Below are 25,667 nucleotides of genomic sequence, written 5' to 3' on the forward strand. Positions count from 1 at the left end.
GTTGGCGGTGGCGACGGGGGTGTTGGAGGGACGTTCGGTCGCCGTCACCGGCAGCGACGACTTCACGGTGAGGGTGTGGGACCTGGCCACCGGCCGGCCTGTCGGCGAACCGTTCACCGGGCACGCCGACTGGGTGTTGGCGGTGGCGACGGGGGTGTTGGAGGGACGTTCGGTCGCCGTCACCGGCAGCGACGACTTCACGGTGAGGGTGTGGGACCTGGCCACCGGCCAGCCCGTCGTCGAACCGCTCACCGGGCACACCGACGCGGTGTGGGCGGTGGCGACGGGCGTCGTGGACAGCTGTCCGGTCGCGGTTACCGGCGGCAGAGACGGGACGGTGCGGGTGTGGGATCTGACCACCGGCCAGCAAGTGGGGTCGGAGTTGGTGTTTCCCGCGCCCGTGGCGGCGGTGGCCGTCGCTGCGGACAGTCGGCTGGTAGTGGGGTTCGGCCCGGAGACGGCGGTGCTGGCCCGCTGCTGACCATGTCTCCCGCGAGACGCTCTGGGGGTGTCCCGCCTGGTAGAGGCCGGTACTCGGGATGGTGTCGGCGTCGGCATTTCAGGAGCGACGGTGGGGTCGCGTCTGCCAGCGGTGGGTGGCCCACGCCCGGCGGATCAGGCTCCGTACGGTGATGATGGTGTCGGCGAGGTCGAAGAAGGCGTCGATGACGGTGGCCTGGCGCTCGTAGCAACGGGCGAGGCGCTGGAAAGCGTTCTGCCAGGCGTGGGTGCGCTCCACGTGCCACCTCTGGCTTGCCTGGATGGGCGCCTTCTCGCCCTTGTGCGCGATCCGGCCGTGGAGGCCGCGTCCATCGAGCAGGGCGCGGGTGTTGGCACTGTCGTAGCCGGCGTCGAGGTGCACCGTGATGTCGTCCGGCAGGGGGCCGAGGTCGTCCAGGCGGTCCAGGGTCGGGGCGAGCAGCGGGGAGTCATGGCGGTTGGCTCCGGCCAGAACGCGGCCCAGGGGAATGCCGTAACCGTCCGTCATGCCAGAGCGTTCAGGCCCTGTTTGCCGCGGTCGACTGGGGAACGTCCCGCCCCCTCGCCACCTCCGGGGGCCTTGGTGATGCGGCCATCCACAGCGATCTGGTCGAGGCCGACGATCCGATCGTAGGACTCCAGCGCGATCCGCTTGAACGCGGCGAAGACCCTCAGGCGTATCCACTCATCGCGACGGCTGCGGATCGTGGTGGCCGAGCACGTCGTATCCGCTATCGCCTCATACGAGCAGCCGAAATGCAGCAGGTGCAGCATCTTGTCGAAAACGATCCGGTCACTGATCCGCCGACGGTGACAGCCCAGCGGATGGTCCGGATGGTACTCAGTCCGCGCGGGCAGCAGGACCGCGAACTGGTCCCAAAGCGGCTCGGTCAGCCACGATGGCAGGACGGGCACAGGTCTCCTCCGCGATCACAGAGCGTTGCAACTCCATGATCACCAGAACTTGCACCCGTTCATGCCACCCGGTGCCCAAACCGCCCCTATTCGCGGAAGGTCTAAATGCCGAGGGCTCCGCATCCTCGTTCTCCGACCACATCTCATCGACGTAGTCGCGGATGTCTGCACACGAGGAGAACCGGCCGTGCGAGGGGAAAACGTGCACCATGCTCGCTTCAGTCACTCACCCGACGATTGTCGCCCGCTGCGATACTCACGCGCGACCCACCACCGTTCACGCATCGAACCCGACACCAACGAGGCCAATGCGGTCGCTTCTGAGCGCGTGACAGTTTCTCCCGCGTGATCATCAGGCCTGAGCCTGTCCCATCGCGCGGGTTCAGCGTACGACGGTGCGGTGCCACTTGGTGATGACGGCCGCGGGGTCGCCGAAGTAGGACCAAGGCGCCGAGGCGGCCCGGCCGTCGATCAGTTCGAAGAGGTGCACGGCTTCGGAGTGGAGGCCGCCTTCGCACGCCGCGTGCAGCAGGTGGTTGAGGTCGGCGACGTCCTGCGCCCGGTCGACGCCGTCCCAGTCGACAATCCATGAATTCCAGGTGCGACGGGTCTCGGCGATTGCCAAGTCGCTGCTCCAGTGGCGGCGCAGGAACAGCGCCATGTCTCCCTCGCGATCGAGGCGGTAGCGGTATTCCTCGGCCCGTGCGACCTGCAGGAGTACGGCGAGTGGCGAGCCGGCCGGAGTGCTGCTCGCCACGTCCCGAGCGAAGTCGTACATGGTTCCGTGCGAGCCGTGCCAGCGCGCGGAGAGGTGGCGCAGCATCTGGTTGTGCGCTTCCCGGTTGTCCCGGTGGCGGAATCGCAGCTCCTGCCACCAGCGGTTGATCTGGGGGTGGCCGCCCGGGTAGAGCCGGGCGATGGTGAGGAGGGACACCCAGGGCACAGGGTCGTGCGGGTACGCGTCGGCCGCTCGGAGGCAGGTCCGTACAGCCGTGTCCCGTCGGCCCTGTTCGACATCGCCGGCGTTGCCGGTGGCGACCGCCAGGTTGAAGCAGCGCATGACCTCTGTAGCTGCGCGCAGCACCAGCGCGTCCGGGTTGCGCGGTTGGGCGGTGTGCCATTCCTCTGCGACGGTGGTGCCGGCCGCGGCGTGGGCGAGCAGGCGGATCCGGTGGGTGCGGCGGTCCCAGTCGTACCCGGTGGTGCGGAGCAGCTCGGGAAGGCCCTGCCAACGGCCGATGGTGATGTCCTCGCGCGCCCTTGCGAGGCTCCGGTCGCCGAGCGTCACATCGAATTCGGGAGTGAAAGTCGTGCTTTCAGTTGTCATGCCAGCGCGCCTCAGAAGTCCGTGGCTACGGTGTCGTCGGCGGACGACGCGGACACGGGCTCCAGCCTTTCGTACTCTTGCGCGACTTGTTCGGTCCTGGCGGCGTCGAGCCTGTCCGGGCGGTAGTAGGTGCTGCGCCGGTACCAGAACATCGGAACCAGGCCCAGGGCGAGAGCGCCGATGCCGATCCCGATGGCGGTGGGGTCGAGTTCGCCCAGCGACTCGAAGAGGATCCAGAACATGAAGAGCGCCCCGGCCAGCGGCCACAGCCCGCCGAAGAAGAAGTTCGCCCGGGACTTCAGCAGCACCTTGCGGTAGGCGACGACAACCGCGAGTCCGGCCAGCCCGTAGTAGACGGCGATCTGGAGTCCGATGGCGGCGACCGCACTGTCCAGAATGTCGCCGACCGAACCGAGCGAGTTGGAGGCCACGAAGAGAGCGAGGGCGACCGCACCGACGGCCACGAGCGCGACCCAGGGCGTGTGGTAGCGGCGGTGGGAGGTGCCGAGAGCGGCCGGCATGGTGCGATCGCGGCCCATCGCGAAGAGGGAACGGGTCACCTGGATGAGGGTGGTCTCCAGGGTGGCGATGGTGGACAGCATGACGGCGACGATCAACAGCTTGCCTCCCCAGCCGGGCCAGATGCGATCGCCGAGCACGGCCAGGACGTTGGCGCTGTTGGCCTCGATCTCATCGGCGGTGAGCAGCATGTTCACCGAGATCGTGAAAACCTCGAACAGGACGAAGACGACGGCGAGGCCGATGAGGCCGGCCAGCCCCGACGTCCTGCGGCTGTTGCGGGTTTCCTCGCTGAGGTTGCTGGTGACGTCCCATCCCCAGTAGTAGAACGCCGCGATCAACGCGCCTGCTGCGAAGCCCTGTAGGCCGTCGAAGTGGCTGAAGCCCAGCCAGGACCAGGAGAAGTGCTCGACCGCGTTGTCGTGAGACAAGGCCGCTGTGGCGAAGCCGAGCAGGATGAGCAGTTCGATGCCGGACATGATCAGCTGGGCGTGGACCGTCAGTCGCGCCCCCATGAGCACAACGACGAGCATCACCAGGAACCAGGCCGCGCCGACCGCGGTCGCCAGTGCGGTGTTGTCCGCTAGGTCCGGGGCGAACAGGGACAGCGTCATGCTGCCCGCCGGCAGCGAGCCCGCGACCATGAAGATCGTGGCCGAGACCACCAGCGCCCAGCCGCTGAGGAAGCCCAGGGCGGGGTGGAGGGCGCGGGCCACCCAGGAGTAGCTTGGCGCCGGCGTTGACGTCGAGCCGACCCAGGTAGTTGAACGCCCATGCGATGCCGAACATGGGTATCGCGCAGTAGAGCAGCGCGGCAGGAGCGGCGAAGCCGACCGTGCCGACGAGCACGGCTGTGGTCGCCGCGAGCGAGTACGCGGGGGCACTGCCCGCCACGGCCATGACGATGCTGTCGAAAGTGCCGAGGACGTTCGCCTGGAGCCCTTTGGGTGTACTCATGAGGTTAAGCGGTGCCTTCCGATACAGCTGCTGTTTGTTGATGCCCCGGCAGGGGTGGGGCCGGCCCCCACGCAGCCACTGGGACGGCTGAATGGAAGCCCCGTGGCTTACTGGAAGACGGCAGCCGAATCGAGGGTTGGAGGATTTACTCGGTCGGCAACTCATCCACGACAGCGGGTTCAGCCTTGGTCCGTCGATCACTGATTGTCAGACATGGTCTGCACAGTAATCCGCCCCACCGGCCGAAAACGCCCTCGGGAATCCTCCCGCAGCGAAGTTGTGTAGCGGATTGCGTAGTTGTACTGAAACCTGGGAAACGGCGCTGAGGGTGAGCGCGTCCAGCGCCGGGCTGTGAGCCGGATTCAGCCACACCCGCAGCGGCTTCACCGGCTTGTTCGGCAGCCCCCGTCCAATCAGCCGACGCCGCTCGGCGGCCTGTCAGCGAGGCGTCAGCAGTCTGTGGGTTTGATAGCCCTCGGGACGACGGTGCGGCTTCGCGGCGTACGGGTTCAACGGCCCGTCGACTGGCCGGTGTCGAGACCCGCCCGGCAAACGACGGACCACAACCACTGCGACACCGCAAGGCTCCAGGGGCGGCAAGCCAGTCCAACGGTGCGATTGTCCTGTGCAAGACTCGCGTTCATGAGTGGCGATTTCGCACCCCTGCGCGAACTGGTTGAAGTGTCGGCATCGATCGCAACCAGGCCCGGCAGCGGGAAATCGGACGCGGCCATTCGAGCCGCGGAAGGCTTGGTGGGGCCGCTGTCACAGTCCTACCGATGGTGGCTGGCCGAGTATGGCGAGGGCACGATCGACATGATGGAGGTTGCATCAGTCGCTCCGCTCACCAACTTGCACACCATAGACGTCGCCACCCAACTCGATGGGGACCGGCTCTGCTTCTACCGAGAGCCTGAGGGAGGCGACAGCTTCTGGTTCGCGCTCGACCGGTGGGACGGCGAGGAGCATCCCGTGATCCGACGGGATCACCTCACCGGGGATGATCAGGAGTTCGCTGATTCCTTCACGGGTTTTCTGGCGGTCAAAGTGGCGCTCCTGTCCGGACTCGGCGAAGGTCCGAACCCCACGATCACCCGTCTTTGGCGGTCCAGGCCGGGTGTCCTTCTTCCCAACGGAGTGTCGGTGTACGGGCCGCATGTCATCCGTGAACGCAACGACACCTACGAAGTCCGCGAGTACGCGCCGGACTGGGTGCTCGTCGGCGATGACAGCGGCGGGAGGGGGCTGTTCATGCGACTCCACGGTCCGGATCGCGGCTCTGTGTACGGCCTGGATCTCGGCGCCGTCGAGCATGACATCGAAGGCAGTGGTGAGCTGCTGACTGGTGACCTTATCGGTTGGCTCGCCGAAGGCGCGGGTGGCTAGTGCCGCATCAGGACGACGTTCGCCCTGTCGGTGACGGCGCGTAGGCGCTGGTCGTCGGCATGGAGGTTTCGCCAGACGACGTAGCGGCGGATCATGCCGCCCTGTTCCTTGCGGCTGGTGTGGTCGCGGGCGCGAGCGCAGCGCGGTGAACTATGCCTCGATGCGGTTGAGCCGGAGCTGTTGGTGGAGGTGTAGGCGATCTCGGCGTCGTCCGCCGCCCAGGTGCCGACCCGGTGGCACCTCTTCGTGGCCATATGCGTGGAGCAGCTGCCGCAGACGATCGCGATGGCGACCTTGTGCGGTGCAGGCTGCGTAGGCCCTGTCTTCGTATCGCTACGGCCAGGTGGTGTGTAGCTCTGAGTAACTACACGGGGTTGTGATCGCGCTGCTGAAGGGCGGCGAAGTCGGCGTGTGCCGTCTCGACGGCTTCCGGGTACGCCTGGGTCTTCTCGTACTCGGCGAGGGCCCGGTAGATGCTGGCGAGGGACGGGTTCCGTCCCTTGCGCTTGCCGGTAGGGATGATCAAGTCGGGCTGGATCTGCTCGACGGATTCGCCGAGCGCCTTGCGCCGCAGCACGGTGTGCAGCATGTCGTCGGTGATGACCGGGGGCCGGCCGCCGGACTTGCCCTTGCGGGCCGCGGTGTCGAGCCCCTCCAGCGTCGACTCCCGGATGTTTTCCCGCTCCGTCTCGGCCATCGCGGCGAAGAAGCCGAACAGCAGCTTGCCGGGGCCGGTGGGGTCGTGGATGCCGGGCAGCGGTCCGGCGAGCATCTCCAGCACCAGAGCATGCTCGGTCAGATGGTCCGCGAGGGCGGTGGGCTCTGCCGCGTCACGCCCCAGTCTCTTCATCTCGAACACAGTGAGGATGACCCGGCAGTGCGGGACGTGCGCCTTGATCTCCCGGGCGGTCTTCAGTGCCTCTTCAAACTGCGGGCGGACCTTGATCCGGGTGCTGATCTTCTCGCTGAAGATCTTGTCTCTGCCGATGCCGTGCCTGGCGAGCGCGTCCAACTGCGAGTCAAGCTCCTGGCTGAGGTGTGAGCAACGGGCATAGCCGATGCGGATGTCCGCGCTCGGCAGACTGGGGTCTACGGCTGCGGGCACCGGCTTGCCGGGCCGCCAGGACTGCCCCGGACCTCGGCTGGCCGGAGTCGGCACCCGCAGTTTCTTCGCCAGTTTCGGCACCTTGGTGAAGCGGCCGGTGTGGTAGGCGCTCGTGACCGCCCCGCTGCGCGAGCGGCACGGCGAGCCGGGGGCGGCCGTGCACTTCGGGCATGGATAGCGCTCGACGAAAAGATCGGCATCGGACTCAGGTACAGCAGAGGATTCCTGGGGGACCATCATGGACCCGCGTTTTCGCACAAGGCAAGTCGCAGAACCTCGTTCCTGTCGCTATTGAGCGCGAACAGGTTCTGAGAGTCGATCCACTTCTCGGCGATCTCGACCCGGCTCTATTTGATCTTGCTCGGGCAAAGGGTCGTTTGTGAGAACCAACGCGCGAGACCTCCAAGCGTGCGCGAACTGCGGCGTGGTGTCAGCGGTGAGAGCTACCTTGAGAGTCGGCCGCCACATGCCAGCCCAACTCCGAGCCGTCTCCTTGCCCACACCGAAGAGCGGCAACCTGTCCTTGGTCACGCCTGAGGTGGGGCTCGTGGGAGCCTCTGCCGCACTCGGAGATGGCCATGACCGCCAACAAGCACGTGTGCGAGACCTGGACCCCGTTCAACCAGGAGCCCGGCGACCCGCAGTCTCACCCGCCTTGCCTCTCTCCGCGCATGGCGGCGACGACTCAGAGGCAAGACCGATGGGCCCCGGTCTGAGTGGGGCGAGGTAGGTAGAACCACGTAACTGACTCCTGAACTGTGCGTTGGGGGCGGCCATGTGGCCCTCATGTCAGAGGCTGCATTTATGGTGCCGTTGACGATGGCGTGCCCAGATCCATCTGGAGCTTGCCGCCAAGGCCTGGAGAATGACGTGCACTCTTTCGATGCTGCAGATGTTCCGAAGACGGATGACTGGGAGGCGTGGTTCGCCTACGCGGATCTGCTGACCGGGGCGGGCGACCCGCGGGGCGAGGCGATCCGGCAGGAGCACCGCTGTGAGACCAGGGACGGGGACCAGGCCCAGCTGGCCGCGGCCTATGAGGAAGTGGAACGGCAACTCGGGCTGGACGGGTTGCGGAAGGACGGCTCCTGGCAGTTCACCTGGTCCCGCGGCTTCATCGACGAGGCCTGCTTCCGCCTGGCCAAAGACACCCTGCCGCAACGCCGAGAACTGGTGGAGCGGCTCCTGACAGACCACTCACACACTGCAACCATCGACCCGACCGACCCCGAGCAATGGGAGGGTGCACTGATCGACGCCCTCCTTTCCCACCCTGCCATCCACCGACTGCGCACACTCGAACTGCACCTCACCGACTACCACCACTCTGCCGAGCACTCTGCGGTCTCACTTGCCGGCCGACAACGCCCCCGGCTGGAACGCATGTACTTCGGCTACAGCTTCGAGTACCTGTTTGAACTCAGCGATGGATCGACGGGTAAGAAGATCAACCCCGAGGACTACCTTCACCAAGGACTTGTGCAGGCCGATATGTGGGAATCGCTTCCCGCCCTGCGCACACTGGAACTCGAAGGCGCGTTCCTGTTCCACTCCCTGAACCATGACAGCCTGACCCGACTGCGACTCCGGGGCCCCGTCATCTCCGACGGATCGATTTTCGAACTTGGACAGACTCCCGGCCTGGTGTCATTGGAAGTTGAACTCGGCGATGACGTTCACGGCTGCGCGTGCCCGCCTGAGCAACTCGAGGAACTCAAGGCCTCTGAGTACCCTAGTCTCAAGAATCTTGACCTCAGCAGGGCAGAGTTCGATGCTACCTCGTATCAGGTACTTTCAACCCTCGCGGATTCCTCGGTCCTTGCTCAGCTTGAGCGTCTGTCCATCAGGGACCTGACGATCAGCCAGAGAGACTGCGAGGGTGATCCGCTGACCGGACTGGCTGAACTGGCACCACGATTCGCGCATCTTGATCTGCACGTGAACGGCGTCATCGACATCGAAGGCGCCGACAACGAGGAAGCCGATCGGGTTCTCTCCCGATTCGGTCTGAGCCGGGTCCACGCCACCGGCAATCATGATGACGACTGAGCGTCAGTCGATCCTGAAGGGCATGCTGGACGTTTCGCACCGATAGGCGCTGACCGTCTCGTGGGAGACATAGGCTCTCTTGCCACTCGTGGTGCATCGTCGGCTCGAAGGAAGAAGGACCTGATGTCCGAGCATGTGATCGAGGACCTGGTCGCGGACTCGGTCCGCGTCCTTGACGGCCATGCCGAGGCGGGCGACCCGCGTGTGCGGGACTGGTTCGCGGTCTTGTACGACTTCGAGAGCGGCTACGACTGCTCGTTCACGCGGTTTCGTGTGATGGACATCCTGCTGCGTCGCGGGTATACGTACCGGTTCCCGGTCGACCGGCACCCCGACTACGCCGAGCGGTCTGCGTACTTCGACGCGCTGACGGAGTTCACCGGCCTGCGCACGTTCGACGAGGACGCTCCCGACTTCGACGGCTACGAGTCCTGGCTCGAGGACGGCTACGTCGACCCGCCGTTCCTGTACTGCGACGCCGGCACCGCGCTGTGGCGGCGTATGGTCGCGGTCGGTGAACTCCACGGTCCCGACGCCGCCCCGCTCCGCCGCACCCGGGTGATCGAGGTGGTCCGTGAGGTCGCCGTCGCCGCCGAGAAGGAGCACGATCGCGAACTCATCGGTCTCTGGTACGCGTTCGGCTGCGCAACCCTCGTCGGCGGCCCGGCAGGCTGCCCCTTCGATGTCGACGAACTCGCTGAGATGCCCCTGGTGCAAGACCTGCGTGCCGTGGTCCGCCGCACCGACGCCCTGCCCATCGCACAGCAGTCGCCCTACGGATGCCCCGTGGAGTACGCCGATGACCACGACCTCGAAGCCTGGTGGTGGCAGCTGTAGCTCTCGACGAGAAGATCACGTCGGCTCAGTTCACCTCATCATGTGGTTCCGGCACGCTACGGCGAAGCATCGAGGAGCGCAGCCAGGCGTGGGTTTCTGCCTTGCCTGTCCGTCGCGGTCGTCACACTGCGTATGCTCGTCCGCTGTGCGGCCCTGTGCCACCACTGGGACGGCCACCCCACCGGCAGGCGCCTGAGGTGACGCCTACCGCACGGCGCTGCGAAACCGAAATTCCTTGCGGAGGCTGTGCGGTTAACCTGTGGGAATGCCGTACGAGCTCAACGCCGTCATCGGAAGTTTCGACCTGCTCAAGAGCCAGACCGCCGGGATTCGGGAAGCGGTTGTCGCCCCGCTCCGTCAGCGCATGGGACTGGTGCCTGTCACCGCACAGCTCCTTGAGGAGCCGACCGGTCTGCTCACCCGTCAGGATGGTGCCGAGCCCGAAAGTCGACCGTTCACGGTGATGTCCCCAGCCTTCGAGCAGACCTTGAGTCACTGGTCCAGGGGCGGGCCGATCTCCTACGTGGAGGCGGACTTCCACGGAGGAGACGGATACCAGACCGCCGCTGTGTGGCGATCCGGCGCGAAGGTGTGGGGCCCGGTCCGTACCCGGGACTTCACCGGTCCACGGGAAGACTGGCCGATCAACGCCGCGCTCGCCCTGCTCGACGTCCTTCCGAGCGGCTCCGAAGAAGCGAACCACCATGACCTGTTCCTGGAGGTAGGGCTTGGCGGGGAACAGGACTTGGACGGCTGGCAGTCGGCCGGCCGGACTGCTCGATGGGCGGCGACCTACGACGAGTGGGAACAGGAGCGGCTGGCGGAGCAGGAGCGAACGGCGCGCGCCGCTGCGGAGTTCGAGAAGTACCGGAGGCTCCCCGACGTTCTGGTGACATCCGTGAGCACCACCGTGACGGCCGCCGCCCCGGCCCGGCAGATCCTGCCCGCCGAGGAGCGGCACGCCGCCGAGACGAGCGGGGAGCCGGTGCGGGCGAGGATGGTCAGGGCGTCGTCGATGCGCAGGCCGACGGTTCGCGCCTGGGATGGGCGACCGGCACCGCCGTACGTCTCCTGGACGGGCCGTGGACCGCGGATGCGACCGTCACTCCGCTGGCTCTGGACCCGACGGGAGGCGTCCTCGCCGCCGCGGTGGACCGGGGCGCGCGCTCCGAACTCGCCCTGTTCGACCTGGAGTCCGGTGCCGCTCGCCAGGTTGCCTCGCCCCCTGGCGTTCTCGGGCCCGAGGCGGCCTGGACCGACCGGGGACTGTGGCTGCCGTTCTCTGGCCTGACCAGGCCCACCGTCTTCGGCTGGGTGGGACCAGGGGAGAGTGAACTGTGGTGGGTCGCCGCCCTGCCCAAACGGCATCCCGCCCGTCTGGAGACACTGCCCGGCGCGGTGGGTTCCGTCGAAGCCGTGGTCTACGGACCGGACTGGCGTGGCGGCGCTCCGGTGGTGATCGCGTTGCACGGCGGACCCGACCGGCACTGGACGCTCGGCTACGACGCCCTGTTCCAGCTGTTCGCCGACGCCGGCCTCGCCGTGATCGCGCCCAACCAGCGGGGCAGCACGGGCTACGGACGCGAACACGCCGATGCCATCCGGGGCGCATGGGGCGGACCCGATCTCGCCGACATCCGTGCCCTGCGTGCCTACGTCGACGGAACGCGTGGACCGGGCGTGCCCCGGCCGGCGGTGTACGGCACCGGCTACGGCGCCTTCCTGGCCGTGCTGGCGACGGCCGCCGACCCCGAGGGCTGGTCGGCCTGCGTGGCCGTGGCGCCGTTCAGCTCGGTACCGGCGCTGTACGCGGACGGCTGTCCGTCGACCCGCCGTCTCATCGACCGACTGGCAGGCCACGGTGACATGGACGACGCGCTCGGACCACGCGACCTGCTACGGCTGGCCCCGCGCGTCCGCACGAGGATGCTCCTCCTGCACGGACGGCTCGACGAGACCGTCCCCGTGTCCCACACGCGCGCGCTGGCGCACCAGCTGATCGACGCGGGACACGGCCATGTCACCTACCGGGAACCCGCCGACCGGGGCCACACCGCTTCCGGCGCCCTCGCGAGCGCCCCGCAGGCGCGTGAGATCACGGACTTCCTGGCCCGGCCCGACACCGCACGACCGGTGCCGAACTCGCCCGTGCGGCAAGGAAGGCGGGCGCCGATACCGTGATCGGATGTCTCGGCGGCCAGGACGCCGAACTCGGCGACCTCGTTGTCCGCCGGAGAGCGGCAAGCTGATCCGCGCAGGGGCCTTCGCGTCACCGGCCAGGGTCGTCATCCTCGACGAAGCGGCTGCGCACCCGGCCCCCGGAGACCCACCCACAGGGACGCTGCTGCTGACAACGGGCGCCGGACCACGGCGCCCCCCGTAGCGGCACTGTGCCGTCCATGGGTCACGGTGTTTCGAGCGCGCCCAGCAGCAGGGTGACGACGCGGGTGACCGCGGACCACTGTCCCGGGCCGAGTTCGGGGTAGTCCTCGGCGACGGAGGCCGGGACGGGAATGTCCTCCATACGACACGCCACGTCGGAGACGAGTATGCCGGTGCCGGTGATCCTCAGCCCGGATCTCTCCCGCTCAGGGGCATACGGGGGCCCGGCACAGAGCCGTACTCCAGGTGCTCGGCGCAGGCAAGGTTGTCGGGGCTCTCCGAGTACGCCGTCAGCAGGGCATTGCGGAATGCGGTGGTGATGTCGGTGGAGGCCCCGGTGCCTCTGGCTCCCAGCAGCATCCGGATGAGGTCCTGGCCGGTTCCGGTCGCGCGTACGGCGTCGTCGGTGTGGAAGAGGCAGTGCCGGAGGCCCTCACACCAGAAGAGCGAGGCGCCGGAGAAATCGGCACCTCCGTGGAAGGAAGCGCGCCCGCCGCGTGAACCCTCCAGGCAGAAGACGATGCCGGAGCCGGACGCCCCGGTGCCGAACGCGGCGTCCGCGAACGTCGTGCTCCCGTGGAACTGTGTCCCGGTGAAGTCTCCGTGAGCCAGTCGGCATCCACTGACGTCGAAGTCGATCAGTGTGGCCCCGGAGAGCCGTAGGCGCATGTCCTCCCAGAACGGTCGGTCGGCGGAGGGACGCGTACGGTCGGCGAGCAGCCGCTGAGCGGCACGTCGCATCCGCACGTCGGCGAACTGGGAAGGGGTGAGCGCGAAGGTGTCGGCGGTGACCTCGAAAGCCAGCGGCGTGCGCAGGTACGTGCAGACGGTGTCGATCACACGCTGCCTGAGATCGGGCCGGCTGTCCCCGAGTTCACCGAGGACGCGCAGGCCGTCGAGGCGGACCTCGGGGTCGGGGTCGGCGAGTTGACGATGGTACGGCGCGACGGACGCGTCGGGGACCAGCCGCCGGTGACCCTCCCGGCCGGCGCCCGGCGTGGCCGCGGTCCAGCCAAGGGGCCAGTCCTGTGTCTCGGCGCCGTTCGCGTCGGAGAGCCGGGCACCGGTGAGGTCGGCCGCAGGCTGCGTGAGATGGACACGTCCGCCGAAGACGGCCCGCTGGAACGGCGCCTGGCCGCCGAAGCGCGCCTTCCAGAACCAGGCGGCCCTCGCGAACCGGGCTTCTGTGAAGGACACGCGGTCGTTGAAGCGCGCCCCGTCGCCGCCTTCCTCCCAGGTCTCGTAGTCGACGGCCAGGGGCCAGTGCGGATCATCCTCGTTCGGTTCGTCCCAGGCGACCGGACGCTGTGCCTCGGCCCCTTCCCACGCCGACCCGTTCTCGAGGAGTTCGTCCCCGGCGAGCTCGTCCTCGCCCCGTCCGAACCACGCGACATCCTGGAAACAGGCGCCCGAGAAGTCGGCGCACGCCCGGAACCTGGCCCGCCCGAACTCGGCCGCGTCGCCGAACCGGGCACCCGCGAAGCACGCCTCCTTCTCGAAGACCGCCCGCTGGAACAGCGCCTCCCCGGCGAAGCAGGCGCCGTCGAACACGCACCCGTCACGAAAGTGCGCGTCCACAAAGCGGGCCCGGCCGAAACGGCAGCCGCTGAAGTCGACGTCCGGCAGCACGGCACCGGTCAGGTCGATGTCGAGACACTCCCCGCAGCCGGTGCCGCACCCGGCGCCCGCCGTGACACCTGCGGGTACATCGCCGGTGGCGGGATGCCGGCGCGCCAGAACGGCGAGCACCGCGGCTGCCTCCACCCTCACCCCCACGCAGTCGTCAGCGGCTTGCGCGGTGAAGCCGCGCAGGTAGCGGCAGACGACGTCGGCCACGGCCTGCCGCCGCGCGGGATGCTTCCGGGCCAGCGCCTCCAACTCCCGCAACGCGGGCAGGTGCACATCGGGGTCCGGTCCGGCCAGGCGGCCCGCGGCGTGCCGGAATGCCTCGGAAACGTCCGGTCGCATTCTCGGCGGTCTCCTTGTGGTCGACATTTCTGATCACAACATACCGAACACATGTCTGACGGCTGGTGGGCCGGACAGCCAGCTCGCCGGGAGCCTCGACCGAACCGCTGGACCACGTGGCGGCCGGCCGGCGAACCTCGCGGAGCCCTGCGAGACGGGGGTTGTGCAAAACGTTTTGGATCCATAGCGTCCGGTTTCGGACGGAAGGATCCACATCATGCGCCGACTGATCGTGACCTCCTGCTCGGTGCTGGACGTGCCCGAGCAGGGGCCGTGCCGGGTGGTACCGGACCAGGACATCCTCGTCGAGGACGGGGTGATCGTCTGGGTGGGCGCGTCCGGCTCGGGGCCCGACAGTGCCGGGGCGGAGACCGTGGACGGTTCGGGACTGGTCGCCGTACCGGGCCTGGTGAACGCGCACACGCACGGCCCGATGACGCTGATGCGCGGCGCCGCCGAGGACGTGAGCGTCGAGGCGTGGTTCAACGAGCGGGTATGGCCCATGGAGGTCAACCTCACCCCTGCCGACGTCGGTCTGGGGGCGGCGCTGGCCTGCGCGGAGATGCTGCTCAGCGGAGTGACCACGTTCGCCGACCACTACTTCCACGCCGAGCGGATCGCCGACGCCGTCGTAGAGAGCGGAATTCGCGCCGACATCGCGCCGACCTGCTTCAGCAGCCGGGGTCGAGCGGCCTTGGAGGAGAGCGCCGAGACCGCCGTCGCCCTGCACGGCACGGCAGGCGGACGGGTCACCGCGTCACTCGGCCCGCACGCGCCGTACACCGTGGCGGACGCCGACCTGGTCCGGCTCGCGGAGCTGGCCCGGGAGAGCGGCCTGCGGATCCACATCCACGCCGCCGAGCACCTGGAGCAGACCGAGTCGAGCATGGCCCGGCGAGGCGTGACCCCCATCACGGTGCTGGAGCGGGCCGGCGTGCTGGAGGCCGGCGCGCTGATCGCGCACGGGTGCGGCATCGTTCCCGAGGACCTGCCGACGCTGGCGGCGCACCGCGACCGCACCGGCGTGGCCTGCTGCCCGAAGGTCTATCTGAAACACGCCCTGCGTCCGCTCACACCCGTGCGGAGCCTGCTGGACGCCGGAGTCGCCGTCGGGACCGGGACGGACGGGGCCGCCGGGCACAACACACTGGACGTGTGGGAGGCGATGCGGCTGGTCGCCCTGACGCAGAAGCAGGCGGAGCGTGACGCCACCTGGATGACTGTCTCCGACACGGTACGGCTGGCCACGCGGGGCGGGGCGCGGGCGCTGGGACTCGGCGACCGGATCGGCGCTCTCGAACCGGGTCGGGCCGGTGACATCGTGCTGATGGACCTGAGTGGAGCCCACTGCCGGCCGTTGCACGATCCGGTGGCGGCCCTCGTCTACAGCGCCCGCGCGAGCGATGTACGCACGGTCGTCGTGGACGGGCGGGTCGTGGTGCGGGACGGTCGGCTGCTGACGCTGGACCTGCCGGCGCTGCTGGCCGAGATCGAGGCACGCGTGCCCGCTCTGCTGGACACCTCGCACGGCAGGGCGGTGCAGCACTATGACCCGTGAGCAGGACGACGACCGCCGCCGGGTGCGGCGGCCCGCGTCGATCAAGGACGTGGCCGCCGCCGCCCGGGTGAGCCCGACCACCGTCTCGCACGTGCTGAGCGGCAACCGGCCGGTCGCGGAGGACACGGCCGAGCGTGTTCGCACGGTGGTCGCCCGGCTCGGCTACGTGCCGGCCTCGACGGCCCGCAACCTGCAGGCCGGTTCGACCAGTGTCATCGGTCTGCTGGTGCCCGACATCACCAACCAGTTCTTCGCCGAACTCGCCAAGGGCGTCGACGACGCCGCCCACGACCTCGGCTACGGCGTCATCCTGTGCAACACCGAGTTCGACCCGGACCGCGAGGACCGCTATCTGGAGATGCTCCGCGGCCGGTTCATCGACGGCATGGTGTACGCCTCCGGTTCGCCGCCCTCGCGCGGCCGACTGGCGTCGCTGCTGGGGCGCTTTCCCATCGCCCTGGCCGACGAGGTGGTTCCCGGGCTGTTGGAGCAGACCATCCTGGTCACCGCCGACCACCGGGCAGGCGGCCGGCTGATCGGACAGCACCTGCGGGAACTGGGCCATCGCCGGGTGCTCGCGCTGAGCGGTCCGGGGGACCTGGTCAGCAGCCTGGAGCGGATCGCGGGTTTCCGGGAGGCGTTCGGCGACGCCGGTGTCATCGAGGCCGAGGGCGCCTTCGTCGAGCGGTCCGGCTACAACCTGGTCGCGGCGGCACTGGAGAGCGGCGGCCCCCGTCGCTTCACCGCGGTGTTCGCCGCCAACGACCTGATGGCGCTCGGCGCGGTCGCGGCCCTGGAGGACGCGGGCCTGCGCGTCCCGGACGATGTCTCGGTGGCGGGCTTCGACGACATCATGCTCGCCTCCCGGGTCCACCCCCGCCTCACCACGGTCCACCAGCCCGCCTACGACATCGGCCGTACGGCCGGCGCCCAGCTGCTGAGCTACGTCCACCGTGACGAGGTGCCGCCGGCCTCCCGGCACATCCTGCCGGTCCGGTTGAAGGTCCGCGCCAGCACGGCGCCCATGAGTCCCGCCCGCTGACCGGGGCGACGAAGCCCCGCCGGAACAACACAACCCGAACACCACAGGAAAGGTCGTGCGGCGATGCCCCATGTCCTCGTCGTGGGTGAGTCCTGGTTCACCCACTCCGTCCACCAGAAGGGGTTCGACTCCTTCTTCACCTCCGAGTACGTCGAGGGAGCCCAGGTCTTCCTGGACGCCCTGCGCGACCGTGGCCACACGGTGACCTACGTACCGGCGCACGAGATACCGAGCCGCGTGCCCACCACGGCCGAGGGCCTGGAGCCCTATGACGTCGTCGTGATCAGTGACGTGGGGGCCAACAGCTTCCAGCTCGTGCCGGAGACCTTCGCCCGCTCGGTGCCCGTGCCGGACCGTACGGAGGCGCTGCGGGCCTACGTCGAGCGCGGCGGCGGCCTGCTGATGGTGGGCGGCTACCTCACCTTCACCGGCATCGACGCCAAGGCCCGGTGGGGACGTACCCCGCTGGCGGCGGCGCTCCCGGTCGGTCTGTACGACCGGGACGACCGGGTCGAACTGCCCGCCGGGGCCGCACCCAGGGTCGTCGCCCGGCACCAGGTGGTCGACGGGCTGGACCAGACCTGGCCGGATCTGCTCGGGCTCAACGAGGTGACGGTACGGGACGGCGCGGACCTGCTCGCCGAGTGCGCGGGTCATCCGCTGCTGGCCGTGGGCGGCTACGGCGCGGGCAGGTCGGCGGCCTTCATGTCGGACCTGGCACCGCACTGGGCCCCGCCCGCGTTCCTGGGCTGGAAGGGCTACCCCGAGCTGTGGGACCGGCTGGTCCACTGGCTGGCCGGGACCCCGGCGGGGGAGAGCGGCACCGGGGCGGGACAGACCCGCACGCCGGCGGGGGAGGGCGCCTGATGGCCACCCCGCACATCTCCGCCGCCCCCGGTGACTTCGCGCCGGACGTGCTGATGCCCGGCGACCCGCGCCGGGCACGCCGTATCGCCGAAACGATCCTTCAGGACGCCCGGCTGGTCACCGACGTACGTGGCATCGAGGGGTACACCGGAACGTACCGAGGCGTCCCACTGTCCGTCCTGGCCTCAGGCATGGGTATGCCGTCCGTCACGATCTACGCCACCGAACTCTTCCGTTTCTACGGCGTGCGCAGCATCGCGCGGGTGGGCACCGCGGGCGGCATACCCGCCTCGGTGAGGCTGCGGGACGTCGTCGTGGCCACCGCCGCCCACACCGACTCGGCGATGGGCAGCCGTCGTATCGACGGAGTGCACCTGAGCGACGCCGCGTCCTTCCGCCTGGTCGCTGCCGCCGCACAGGCCGTCGGGACCGGACGGCACGTCCATGTCGGGCCCGTGTTCACCACCGACCACTTCTACCTGGAGCGGCCGGCGCTGTTCGAGCGGCTGGAGGCCCACGGCACGCTGGCGGTGGAGATGGAGGCCGCCGGCCTCTACGCGACCGCCGCCGCCGAGGGCGGCCACGCGCTCGCCGTGCTGACGGTCAGCGATCATGTGCGCCACACCGAGGCGCTCACTCCCGCTGAGCGTGAGACGGACTTCGACCGCGCCGTCACCATCGCGGCCACCGCATTGATCTCGGAAACAATCTCCTAACACGGTCACCCATAGCCAAATCGTTTTGCATTGCATAGCTTTCGGCCAATGTCAAAGCCCGGAACCCGCCAGAGAAGAGGACCAAGGCAATGGACAAGATCAGAATTCTGGGGGCGGTTGCAGCGCTCTCCCTGGCCCTCGCCGGATGCGGCGCCTCGACGGACTCAGACTCCTCCCAGTCCGGGAAATCCGGAAAGCTGAGAATCAAGTTCGTCATCAACGGGAACCTCGGCGACCGCTCCTTCTTCGACTCGGCGTACGCGGGCCTGAAGAAGACGGAACAGGACCTCGGGTACAGCCTGAAGGTCGTCGAACTGGGAAGTGACCGCACCAAGTGGTCCTCCGGGTTCGAGGACGCCGCCGCCGGCGACGACTACGACGTGCTCGCCGCGGGCACCGTCGACACCGTCGGCTTCGTATCGAAACTGGCCCCGGAATACCCGGACAAGAAGTTCTGGCTCTTCGACGGATCCGTCGACTACACGGGCAAGAGCGGCTGTTCCAACAAGTGCGCAAACGTCTACTCCGTCACCTTCAAGCAGAACGAGGCCGCGTATCTCGCCGGATTCCTTGCCGACAAACTCGTCGCCGCCAAGTCCCTTCCCGGCAGTGCCGGAAACGGAAAGGTGGGCGTGATCGGCGGAGTGAAGATTCCGGTCATCGAGGACTTCGTCGTCGGCTTCAAGGCGGGCTTCGCGGCGGCGGGCGGAAACCCGTCCTCCGGTGTCCTCGTGCAGTACGTCGGCGGCGACAACCCGTTCGGTGACCCGGCCAAGGGCAAGCAGATCGCCTCGGCCATGTACGGGCAGGGAGCCGAACTGGTGTGGCCGGTCGCCGGTTCCTCCGGTCTCGGTGTCTTCGAGTCGGCGGTCGCCGCCAAGCGCTACACCTTCGGTGTCGACTCCGACCAGTACAAGACGCTCACCGACGCGGCTCAGCAGCAGACCGTCGTCACCTCGATCCTCAAGAACGCGGGCAACGCCCTCTACCTCGCGGCCAAGGCGAACAAGGCCGGCACGCTGGCCTACGGGAAGCCCGCCGCGGTGGGTCTGGCCGAGGACGGCGTGGGCTACGTCGACAACGCCAACTTCGACAAGCTCGTCCCCGCCGCCGTGCGCGCCGAGCTCAAGGACCAGGCCGCGAAGGTCAAGTCCGGTGCCGTCAAGGTCCCTTCGGCCTTCTGACCTTCTTCCGACCTTCGAGGAACGCTGGTGGAAACCATGGGCAGAACCGTGGACAGAGACGACAGAACCGGGGACGACCCACCGCCCGCCCTGCAGGCCACGGGCCTCGGCAAGACCTACCCCAACGGCACCCGCGCCGTCAGCGACGTCGACCTCTCGGTACCCGCTGGGGAGATCAGGGCGATCGTCGGCCAGAACGGGGCCGGCAAGTCCACGCTGATGAAGCTGTTGTACGGACTCGAACAGCCGTCGGCCGGGCAGATCGGCGTGCACGGCGTGCCGGTCAGGTTCACCGGGCCCCAGGACGCCATCGCCCTCGGCGTGGGCATGGTCCACCAGAACCTCATGCTGGTCCCGTCGTTCACCATCGCCGAGAACGTCGTCCTCGGCGTCGAGCCGGGCCGGGCGGGCCGCGTCGACCGCGCGGCCGCCGCCGAACGCACCGCCGCACTGGCCGAGGAGTCGGGACTCGCCGTCGACCCGGAAGCCAGGGTCGACGCGGTGTCGGTGGGGATGCGCCAGCGCGCCGAGATCCTCAAGGCCCTGCACCGGGGCGCCCGCATCCTGATCCTTGACGAGCCCACCGCCGTGCTCACCCCCCAGGAGACCACCGACCTCTTCACCGCGGTCCGCCGGCTGCGCGACTCGGGCATGACCGTGCTGTTCATCTCGCACAAGCTCAAGGAAATACGTGAGATCAGCGACCGTGTCACCGTCATGCGCGCCGGGTCGGTGATCGCCACCGTACGCACCGAGGAAGCGACGGCCGCGCAGCTGGCGTCCATGATGGTCGGCCGGGAGATGTCCCTCGACGTGCCGAAACCCCCGGCGCGCCCGGGGGAGGGAGTGCTGCGGGTACGCGGACTGTCGGGTCCCTCGGTCCACGGTGTCTCCTTCGACATCGCGGCCGGGGAGATCGTCGGCCTCGCGGGCGTCGAGGGCAACGGCCAGACCGAACTGGTCGAACTCCTCGCAGGGCTGCGCCGCCCCACCGCCGGATCGGTCACCGTGGACGACGCCGACGTCACCCGCCTCGACGCGGCCGGCCACCGCCGGGCCGGTGTCGCCCACGTGCCCGAGGACCGGCTGTCCAACGGGGCGGCCCTGGACCGCTCCATCGCCGACAACCTGATTGTCGACCGCCACGACCGGCTCCCCGTCGCCCGCCGCGGCGTCCTGCGCACCCGGCGCGTACGTGAGCTCGCCGAGGACCTGATCGGGCGTTACGCGATCCGCGCCCCGCACCCCGACACGGCGGCCGGAGCACTGTCCGGCGGCAACCTGCAGAAGGTCGTCGTCGCCCGCGAACTGTCCGCCGGGCCCCGCCTGCTGCTCGCCGCACAACTGACCCGGGGCGTCGACATCGGCGCCATGCACTTCATGTACGAGCGGCTCATCGAGGCCCGGGACGCGGGCGCGGCGGTGCTGCTGGTCTCCGCCGACCTCGGCGAAATCCTCGCGCTCTCCGACCGGTTGCTGGTCATCAAGGACGGCCGTCTCGCCGCACGCTTCGACGACCCGGCCGGACTCACCGAAGAGAAAGTGGGCCTGTACATGCTCGGCGTGGAGCGGCATCCGCACGAGCGGCTCATGGCAGGTGTCCGATGACCTCGACCCTGGAACCGGCCGCCGAACAGCAGGGCCGGCCCGAGGCGACAGCGGGTCGCAGGGAGTTCCTGGCCACCCGACGCCGTACCGTGGCCGTCGAGCTGACGATGACCGTACTGACCGTCGCCGTCGCCGTCCTCGTCGCCTTCCTGGTGGTCCTGGCCACCGGCAAGGACGCCACAGGCGCCTTGAACGCCCTGCTCACCGGCCCGCTGGAACGCACGCCCCGGATCGGCCGCTGGCTTGCCGACGCCACCACCCTGGCGCTGCTCGGCCTGTCCGTCGCGATCCCCTTCCGGGCCCGGCAGATCAGCCTCGGCGCGGAGGGCCAGGTCTACGCCGGCGCCCTGGCGAGCGCCCTGGTAGCGATCAACCTGCACCTGCCGCCCGTCGCCGCCGTCCTGGTACCGCTAGGCGCCGCCGCCCTCGCCGGGGGCGCGCTGGGCGCCGTACCCGGGGTGATGAAGGCCCGCCTCGGTGCCAACGAGATCGTCGCCACGCTGATGCTGAACGCCGTCGTCGTACGGGTCTTCGACTACCTCCTCACCGACCACCTCAAGGCGCCCGACAGCACCGCCGTGCAGTCCGCCCCGGTGCGCCCCGACTCGGCGCTCCCGCTCCTGTCCGACTTCTTCGGCGTCCCCCTCGACCAGGCGAACATCGGGTTCTTCGGCATGCTCGCAGTCGCCGCGGCCGTGTGGTTCGTGCTCGCCAGGACACCGCTCGGCTACCGCATCCGGATCACCGGCTCCAACCCGGACTTCGCCCGGTACGGCGGTCTCGACGTACCGCGCACCATCGAGTGGAGCTTCGTCATCGGCGGCGCACTGGCCGGTCTCGCCGGAGCACACCTCGCGCTGGGCGTCTACGGCGGGCTGCAGCCCGACATGGCCGGCGGCCTCGCCTTCGAGGGCATCGTCGTCGCCCTGCTGGGCCGCAACAACCCGATCGGAGTTGTCGCCGCGGCGCTGCTCTACTCCTACCTGCGGGTCGGCGGCGACGTGATGGAGCAGCAGACCGACGTCGGCTCCGACGCTGTGACCATCATCCAGGCGGTCATCGTGCTGCTCGTGACCGCCCGCGCGCTGCCCGAACTCGTCAAGCGGTACCTCGCCCGAAGGGAGGCCCGCTGATGGGTCCCGTCCTCGACGCCGTCCTCAGTACGGCATTCCTCGCGGCGATCCTCGGGGTGTCCACCCCGTACGTCCTCGCCGCCCTCGGCGGGCTGCTCGCCGAGCGGGCCGGGGTACCCAACATCGCCCTGGAGGGCTCGATGCTGGCCGCCGCCTGCACCGGTGCGCTGGTCGCCGGGTACAGCGGCTCGGTGTGGGCCGGAGCCGCCTGCGGGATCGCCGCGGGTGCACTCCTCGCCCTGCTGCTCGGAGTACTGCACCTGTACCTCGGCGCGGACGCCATCATCGCGGGCATCGGCCTCAACCTCCTGGCGGCGGGCGTGACCTCGTACACCGTGTACGCGCTGCTCGGCGACAAGGGCGGCACCAGTCGGCTGCACAGTGGCGCGCTGCCCTCGGTCCGCATACCGCTGGTCGAGGACATACCCGGCCTCGGCGCGGTGCTCAGCGGGCAGAACGTGCTGACCTGGGCCGCCCTCGCGGCCACCCCGGTGGTCGCATGGCTGCTGTACCGGACCCGGTTCGGCTTCCACCTGCGCGCGGTCGGCGAGCACCCCGAGGCGGCATGCTCGGTCGGCATCCACGTCCACCGGGTCCAGTTCCGTGCCCTCGCGCTGAGCGGCGCGCTGGCCGGGGCGGCGGGAGTGTTCCTGAGCATGGGCGCCGTGTCCTTCTTCGTCACCGGCATGACCGCGGGCCGCGGCTACATCGCCCTGGCCGCCGTCTTCCTCGGCGCGCTGCGCCCCTGGGGCGTGTTCCTCGCCGCCCTCGGGTTCGGCACCGCCGAGGCGCTCGCCGTCCAGCTCGGAAACCTCTCGATCCCCTCCCAGCTCGTCTCCGCCATCCCGTACGTGTTCACCCTCCTGGCCCTCGCGTTCTTCGCCTGGCGTCGCCGCCGCACATCACGAACCGCCGCCGTTCCCGCTCCGCTCACCGACCTGCCCGCTCTCAAGACCCCATGACGATGCCTGGCGGCCTGTGTGACCGGAGAGGCGCGTAACAAGGGCGAACACCCGGCCGTCGTATCCGACTTCGGCAAGAGACTGCGGTCGGCCGGCGGCCTGGAGCGCCGGTCCGTGGAAGCCGATTCCCAAGACCCCCAAGGCCCCCCGCGCCCACCGCGAACCATTCGACAACGTACGGAGACCCCATGACCATCCGCGCCACCCGCGCACGGATCACGGCCACCGCCGCCGCTCTCGTCCTCGCCTCCCTGCCCGCCCTCGTCGCCACACCGGCTGCGGCCCACGACAACGGCGTCCGGCTGGCCTTCCTCGGCGAGCGGGAACTACCGAACGCGATGCCCTTCCAGGACACCACCGTCGGTGGTCTGTCCGCGATCAGCTACGACTCGAAGTCGGGCACGTACTACCTCATCAGCGACGACCGGTCGCAGACCGACCCTGCCCGCTTCTACACCGCTCGCATCGGTTTCGCCCACGGTGCCCTCGGGGACGTCGAACTCACCGGAACCCACCCGTGGCTCCGCGCGGACGGCACCACCTTCCCGCCCACCTCGACCGCCACCTCCACCGTGGCACCCGATCCGGAGGGCATCGCCGTCGACCCGCACGACGGCAGCCTGGTCTGGACGAGCGAGGGGGAGCGCATCGTCCCCTCCGGTGCGCCGGCTCTCCTCGGGGATCCCTGGATCCGCCGTGCCACCACAACCGGCGCCTACACCGGTCAGCTTCCGCTGCCCCCGCAACTGCACATGAACGCACAGCAGTTCGGCCCGCGCCAGAACCAGACCCTGGAAGGGGTCACCTTCACCCCGGACGGCCGGCGGATCGTCACCGCCATGGAGGACCCCCTCTACCAGGACGGCGATGACCCCACCCCCGAGCACGGCGCCCTCACCCGCATCACCGTCCACGACGCACGCACCGGGCTGCCGCTGGCCCAGTACGCCTACCCACTTGAACCGCTGTTCGCCACGCCCCCGGCGGGCAGCACCGACACCAACGGCGTCAGCGACATCGTGGCCCTCGGCCACGACCGTTTCCTGGTCCTGGAGCGCGCCTCGATCTACAGCGACAACAACTGGAAGGCCCGCATCTACCTGGTCGACCTGCACGGCGCCACCGACGTGCTGGGCCGGGACTCCCTCACTGGAGCATCGACCCGGTCGCTCAAGCCGGCCCGCAAGACGCTCGTGACCGACCTGTCCGACGTCCCCGGGCTGTCCCGTGTCGACAACGTGGAGGGCATCACCCTCGGCCCCCGCCTCCCGGACGGCAGTCGCACTGTCGTCCTGGTCTCCGACAACAATTTCGCCGCACGCCAGGTGACCCAGGTCATCGCCTTCGCCGCGCACGGCATCTGATCGCCTACGCAACCTGAAATGAGGTGATGTCGTACCCGCCAGGGCTGCGGGGGAGCCTGGATCGGTTCCCCCGCCCCGCGAAACGCAGCTTCAAGGGAGCGACTCGGTGGGAGTCGACCGTACAGCGCGGTCGCGAGAGTGTCGGGATACCGGGATTCACGCCAGAAATTCCTCGATCAGTTCGGCCGGGTTGGCGGCTTTGGTGGCCTCCTCCTCCCGGCCTGGGCAGTCCATGTCGAACACGACCACGGGAAGTGGGCGGCCGAATATCCTCTCGATCGTGCCGCTCGCATGGAGGTGACGGGAGAGGTCGACAACGGCGTCGTGGAAGTGGAGTTCGAGGAGGCGGGACTTGGCGCGAAGCTCATCGTCCTCCAGCATCCGACCGAGATCGAACTCGCCGTCGTACCAGATGCCGAGGTTCCTGGCCTCCTCCTCGTAGAGCGGGCCGCCGACAGGGTCCTGGGGGACGTTGCCGAGCTTGTCAAAGCCTTCAAGGATCCAGAAGGCATAGTTCCAGCGCGCCTCCCAGGGATCGGGATCTCGGCGCATCGCCTCCTCGTACTGACTCTCCGTGTTGTAGCCGATGTCCACGCACGGGCGGCGGTTGTCGGCATCGATGCGCCAGATGCTGAAGGCCAGGACGTATATCTCACGCTTCAGCTGCTCGGGGACGCGCCCCAGGATGCCGGCGGCAGCCCGCCGTAGATGCGTCTGAAATGTCTTCCGTTCCATCACAGCGACAGCGTCTCACTCACTCGCTCCGAAGGCCTGCCGCAGTGGCTACAGCCCTTGTAGGTGAACTGGGATCCAGAAATTGATGGGTCACACCCGCACGGTGGAGCCAGATCAACTTCGTACGGCGTGGAGCCACTCTTGGACCGGGCAGTGGCGCCCCAAAACCGCTTGTAAACAGCCGACCCTTGCAGGTCTACGATCCCACTGTCCTCATCGATCTGGCGGCGAGCAGCCTCTCTTGAAAGACCGGGATGTAGATCACCGCCTGTCGACTGGGTCACGTGCGGCGGCCATGCTGCCGGCGCAGCCCGGTTGCGTCCAGGGAAGTGGTGTACGGGTTCAAACCGGAGTTCGCAGCTACGTACGTAGCCTCGAAGGTAGCCACCCACGCGGCCCCTGTGGGCACTCGCCCTGATCACTGGGCTGCGGTGATTCTCCGTGCGCTACTGCCCAGCTTGCCCGAATGCAAGGGACCCTCCACCAGCGGACGGATGTACTTTCCAGGGTGGGCCGTTTGACGCGGGGGACAACGACCTGCGCGCACCGTTGACCGGGCGTCAGGCAATCGGT

Annotated in this window: 19 protein-coding genes and 4 pseudogenes; 15 read left to right on the forward strand and 8 right to left on the reverse strand. The window is 68.8% G+C overall.

Annotation, left to right across the window (positions count from 1 at the left end; all coding sequences use genetic code 11):
• Positions 1 to 481, forward strand: a 481-nt coding sequence (locus tag ABT300_RS10455) for a WD40 repeat domain-containing protein (protein ID WP_502977913.1), incomplete at its 5' end; no start/stop codon positions are given.
• A gap of 78 nt (positions 482 to 559) precedes the next feature.
• On the opposite strand, the pseudogene ABT300_RS10460 reads toward ABT300_RS10455, so the two are convergent.
• From ABT300_RS10460 to ABT300_RS10475, 4 genes and pseudogenes are all read right to left on the reverse strand, one after another.
• Positions 560 to 1,395, reverse strand: a pseudogene (locus ABT300_RS10460) (IS5 family transposase).
• A 382-nt stretch (positions 1,396 to 1,777) separates the two neighbouring features.
• Positions 1,778 to 2,722 carry a hypothetical protein gene (locus ABT300_RS10465; protein WP_351673873.1) on the reverse strand — a complete coding sequence of 315 codons (945 nt, stop codon included), beginning with the start codon at positions 2,720 to 2,722 and terminating at the stop codon, positions 1,778 to 1,780.
• A gap of 11 nt (positions 2,723 to 2,733) precedes the next feature.
• Positions 2,734 to 4,198, reverse strand: a pseudogene (locus ABT300_RS10470) (APC family permease).
• A 315-nt stretch (positions 4,199 to 4,513) separates the two neighbouring features.
• A pseudogene (locus tag ABT300_RS10475) lies at positions 4,514 to 4,750 on the reverse strand (hypothetical protein); the annotation flags it as partial.
• A 90-nt stretch (positions 4,751 to 4,840) separates the two neighbouring features.
• Between ABT300_RS10475 and ABT300_RS10480 the strand changes: the two are divergent.
• Positions 4,841 to 5,584 carry an SMI1/KNR4 family protein gene (locus tag ABT300_RS10480; protein WP_351673874.1) on the forward strand — a complete coding sequence of 248 codons (744 nt, stop codon included), beginning with the start codon at positions 4,841 to 4,843 and terminating at the stop codon, positions 5,582 to 5,584.
• Here the strand turns inward: ABT300_RS10480 and ABT300_RS10485 are convergent.
• Positions 5,581 to 5,886: pseudogene (locus ABT300_RS10485) on the reverse strand (IS630 family transposase); the annotation flags it as partial. The gene ABT300_RS10480 and the pseudogene ABT300_RS10485 sit on opposite strands and share 4 nt — an antisense overlap.
• A gap of 62 nt (positions 5,887 to 5,948) precedes the next feature.
• On the reverse strand, positions 5,949 to 6,929 hold the full coding sequence (locus ABT300_RS10490; protein WP_351673875.1) for a recombinase family protein: 981 nt from the start codon (positions 6,927 to 6,929) through the stop codon (positions 5,949 to 5,951).
• A 630-nt stretch (positions 6,930 to 7,559) separates the two neighbouring features.
• Here ABT300_RS10490 and ABT300_RS10495 point away from each other — a divergent pair.
• From ABT300_RS10495 to ABT300_RS10510, 4 genes are all read left to right on the forward strand, one after another.
• Positions 7,560 to 8,738 (forward strand): hypothetical protein, encoded by a 1,179-nt coding sequence (locus ABT300_RS10495; protein ID WP_351673876.1) that lies wholly within the window; start codon positions 7,560 to 7,562, stop codon positions 8,736 to 8,738.
• Positions 8,739 to 8,861: 123 nt separating this feature from the next.
• Entirely contained in the window at positions 8,862 to 9,575 is a 714-nt protein-coding gene (locus ABT300_RS10500; RefSeq protein WP_351673877.1) for a hypothetical protein, read from the forward strand.
• Positions 9,576 to 9,840: 265 nt separating this feature from the next.
• Positions 9,841 to 10,866: a hypothetical protein gene (locus ABT300_RS10505; RefSeq protein WP_351673878.1), complete on the forward strand. Its 1,026-nt coding sequence runs from the start codon at positions 9,841 to 9,843 to the stop codon at positions 10,864 to 10,866.
• Between the two features lie 23 nt (positions 10,867 to 10,889).
• Entirely contained in the window at positions 10,890 to 11,756 is an 867-nt protein-coding gene (locus ABT300_RS10510; RefSeq protein ID WP_351673879.1) for an alpha/beta hydrolase family protein, read from the forward strand.
• A gap of 387 nt (positions 11,757 to 12,143) precedes the next feature.
• Here the strand turns inward: ABT300_RS10510 and ABT300_RS10515 are convergent, their stop codons facing one another.
• The gene (locus tag ABT300_RS10515; protein WP_351673880.1) at positions 12,144 to 13,925 is read right to left on the reverse strand and encodes a pentapeptide repeat-containing protein; all 1,782 of its coding nucleotides are present in this window, start codon (positions 13,923 to 13,925) and stop codon (positions 12,144 to 12,146) included.
• Positions 13,926 to 14,139: 214 nt separating this feature from the next.
• On the opposite strand from ABT300_RS10515, the gene ABT300_RS10520 reads away from it, so the two are divergent.
• The 9 genes from ABT300_RS10520 to ABT300_RS10560 all read left to right on the forward strand — a co-directional run bounded on the left by ABT300_RS10520 (position 14,140) and on the right by ABT300_RS10560 (position 24,359).
• Complete coding sequence (locus ABT300_RS10520; RefSeq protein WP_502977915.1) at positions 14,140 to 15,483, forward strand: amidohydrolase family protein; 1,344 nt, start codon at positions 14,140 to 14,142, stop codon at positions 15,481 to 15,483.
• A complete protein-coding gene (locus tag ABT300_RS10525; protein WP_351673882.1) occupies positions 15,473 to 16,525 on the forward strand; it encodes a LacI family DNA-binding transcriptional regulator in 1,053 nt (350 codons plus the stop codon). Before ABT300_RS10520 ends, ABT300_RS10525 begins: the two co-directional genes overlap by 11 nt.
• A 63-nt stretch (positions 16,526 to 16,588) precedes the next feature.
• Positions 16,589 to 17,392, forward strand: coding sequence for a glutamine amidotransferase (locus ABT300_RS10530; RefSeq protein WP_351673883.1), 804 nt, complete (start codon positions 16,589 to 16,591; stop codon positions 17,390 to 17,392).
• Positions 17,392 to 18,108 carry a purine-nucleoside phosphorylase gene (gene deoD, locus ABT300_RS10535; protein WP_351673884.1) on the forward strand — a complete coding sequence of 239 codons (717 nt, stop codon included), beginning with the start codon at positions 17,392 to 17,394 and terminating at the stop codon, positions 18,106 to 18,108. The genes ABT300_RS10530 and deoD overlap by 1 nt, the downstream gene beginning before the upstream one ends.
• Before the next feature lie 89 nt (positions 18,109 to 18,197).
• On the forward strand, positions 18,198 to 19,292 hold the full coding sequence (locus ABT300_RS10540) for a BMP family lipoprotein (RefSeq protein WP_351673885.1): 1,095 nt from the start codon (positions 18,198 to 18,200) through the stop codon (positions 19,290 to 19,292).
• Positions 19,293 to 19,328: 36 nt separating this feature from the next.
• Positions 19,329 to 20,900: an ABC transporter ATP-binding protein gene (locus ABT300_RS10545; RefSeq protein ID WP_502977914.1), complete on the forward strand. Its 1,572-nt coding sequence runs from the start codon at positions 19,329 to 19,331 to the stop codon at positions 20,898 to 20,900.
• Entirely contained in the window at positions 20,897 to 22,033 is a 1,137-nt protein-coding gene (locus tag ABT300_RS10550; RefSeq protein ID WP_351673887.1) for an ABC transporter permease, read from the forward strand. The genes ABT300_RS10545 and ABT300_RS10550 overlap by 4 nt, the downstream gene beginning before the upstream one ends.
• Positions 22,033 to 22,995, forward strand: coding sequence for an ABC transporter permease (locus ABT300_RS10555; RefSeq protein ID WP_351673888.1), 963 nt, complete (start codon positions 22,033 to 22,035; stop codon positions 22,993 to 22,995). The genes ABT300_RS10550 and ABT300_RS10555 overlap by 1 nt, the downstream gene beginning before the upstream one ends.
• Before the next feature lie 188 nt (positions 22,996 to 23,183).
• Entirely contained in the window at positions 23,184 to 24,359 is a 1,176-nt protein-coding gene (locus ABT300_RS10560) for an esterase-like activity of phytase family protein (protein WP_351673889.1), read from the forward strand.
• A gap of 156 nt (positions 24,360 to 24,515) precedes the next feature.
• Here the strand turns inward: ABT300_RS10560 and ABT300_RS10565 are convergent, their stop codons facing one another.
• Positions 24,516 to 25,094 (reverse strand): hypothetical protein, encoded by a 579-nt coding sequence (locus tag ABT300_RS10565; RefSeq protein WP_351673926.1) that lies wholly within the window; start codon positions 25,092 to 25,094, stop codon positions 24,516 to 24,518.
• Between the last annotated feature and the right edge of the window lie 573 nt (positions 25,095 to 25,667).

The sequence above is a fragment of the Streptomyces sp. NPDC001027 genome, from assembly GCF_040299045.1.
Lineage (GTDB): Bacteria > Actinomycetota > Actinomycetes > Streptomycetales > Streptomycetaceae > Streptomyces.

Bases quoted from the DNA above. Each gene is read 5' to 3' on its own strand.
- ABT300_RS10490 (WP_351673875.1), bottom strand. From the start codon at position 6,929: ATGATGGTCCCCCAGGAATCCTCTGCTGTACCTGAGTCCGATGCCGAT.
- ABT300_RS10560 (WP_351673889.1), top strand. From the start codon at position 23,184: ATGACCATCCGCGCCACCCGCGCACGGATCACGGCCACCGCCGCCGCT.
- ABT300_RS10540 (WP_351673885.1), top strand. From the start codon at position 18,198: ATGGACAAGATCAGAATTCTGGGGGCGGTTGCAGCGCTCTCCCTGGCC.
- ABT300_RS10505 (WP_351673878.1), top strand. From the start codon at position 9,841: ATGCCGTACGAGCTCAACGCCGTCATCGGAAGTTTCGACCTGCTCAAG.
- ABT300_RS10555 (WP_351673888.1), top strand. From the start codon at position 22,033: ATGGGTCCCGTCCTCGACGCCGTCCTCAGTACGGCATTCCTCGCGGCG.
- deoD (WP_351673884.1), top strand. From the start codon at position 17,392: ATGGCCACCCCGCACATCTCCGCCGCCCCCGGTGACTTCGCGCCGGAC.
- ABT300_RS10525 (WP_351673882.1), top strand. From the start codon at position 15,473: ATGACCCGTGAGCAGGACGACGACCGCCGCCGGGTGCGGCGGCCCGCG.
- ABT300_RS10530 (WP_351673883.1), top strand. From the start codon at position 16,589: ATGCCCCATGTCCTCGTCGTGGGTGAGTCCTGGTTCACCCACTCCGTC.
- ABT300_RS10480 (WP_351673874.1), top strand. From the start codon at position 4,841: ATGAGTGGCGATTTCGCACCCCTGCGCGAACTGGTTGAAGTGTCGGCA.
- ABT300_RS10545 (WP_502977914.1), top strand. From the start codon at position 19,329: ATGGGCAGAACCGTGGACAGAGACGACAGAACCGGGGACGACCCACCG.
- ABT300_RS10465 (WP_351673873.1), bottom strand. From the start codon at position 2,722: ATGACAACTGAAAGCACGACTTTCACTCCCGAATTCGATGTGACGCTC.
- ABT300_RS10550 (WP_351673887.1), top strand. From the start codon at position 20,897: ATGACCTCGACCCTGGAACCGGCCGCCGAACAGCAGGGCCGGCCCGAG.
- ABT300_RS10515 (WP_351673880.1), bottom strand. From the start codon at position 13,925: ATGCGACCGGACGTTTCCGAGGCATTCCGGCACGCCGCGGGCCGCCTG.
- ABT300_RS10500 (WP_351673877.1), top strand. From the start codon at position 8,862: ATGTCCGAGCATGTGATCGAGGACCTGGTCGCGGACTCGGTCCGCGTC.
- ABT300_RS10565 (WP_351673926.1), bottom strand. From the start codon at position 25,094: ATGGAACGGAAGACATTTCAGACGCATCTACGGCGGGCTGCCGCCGGC.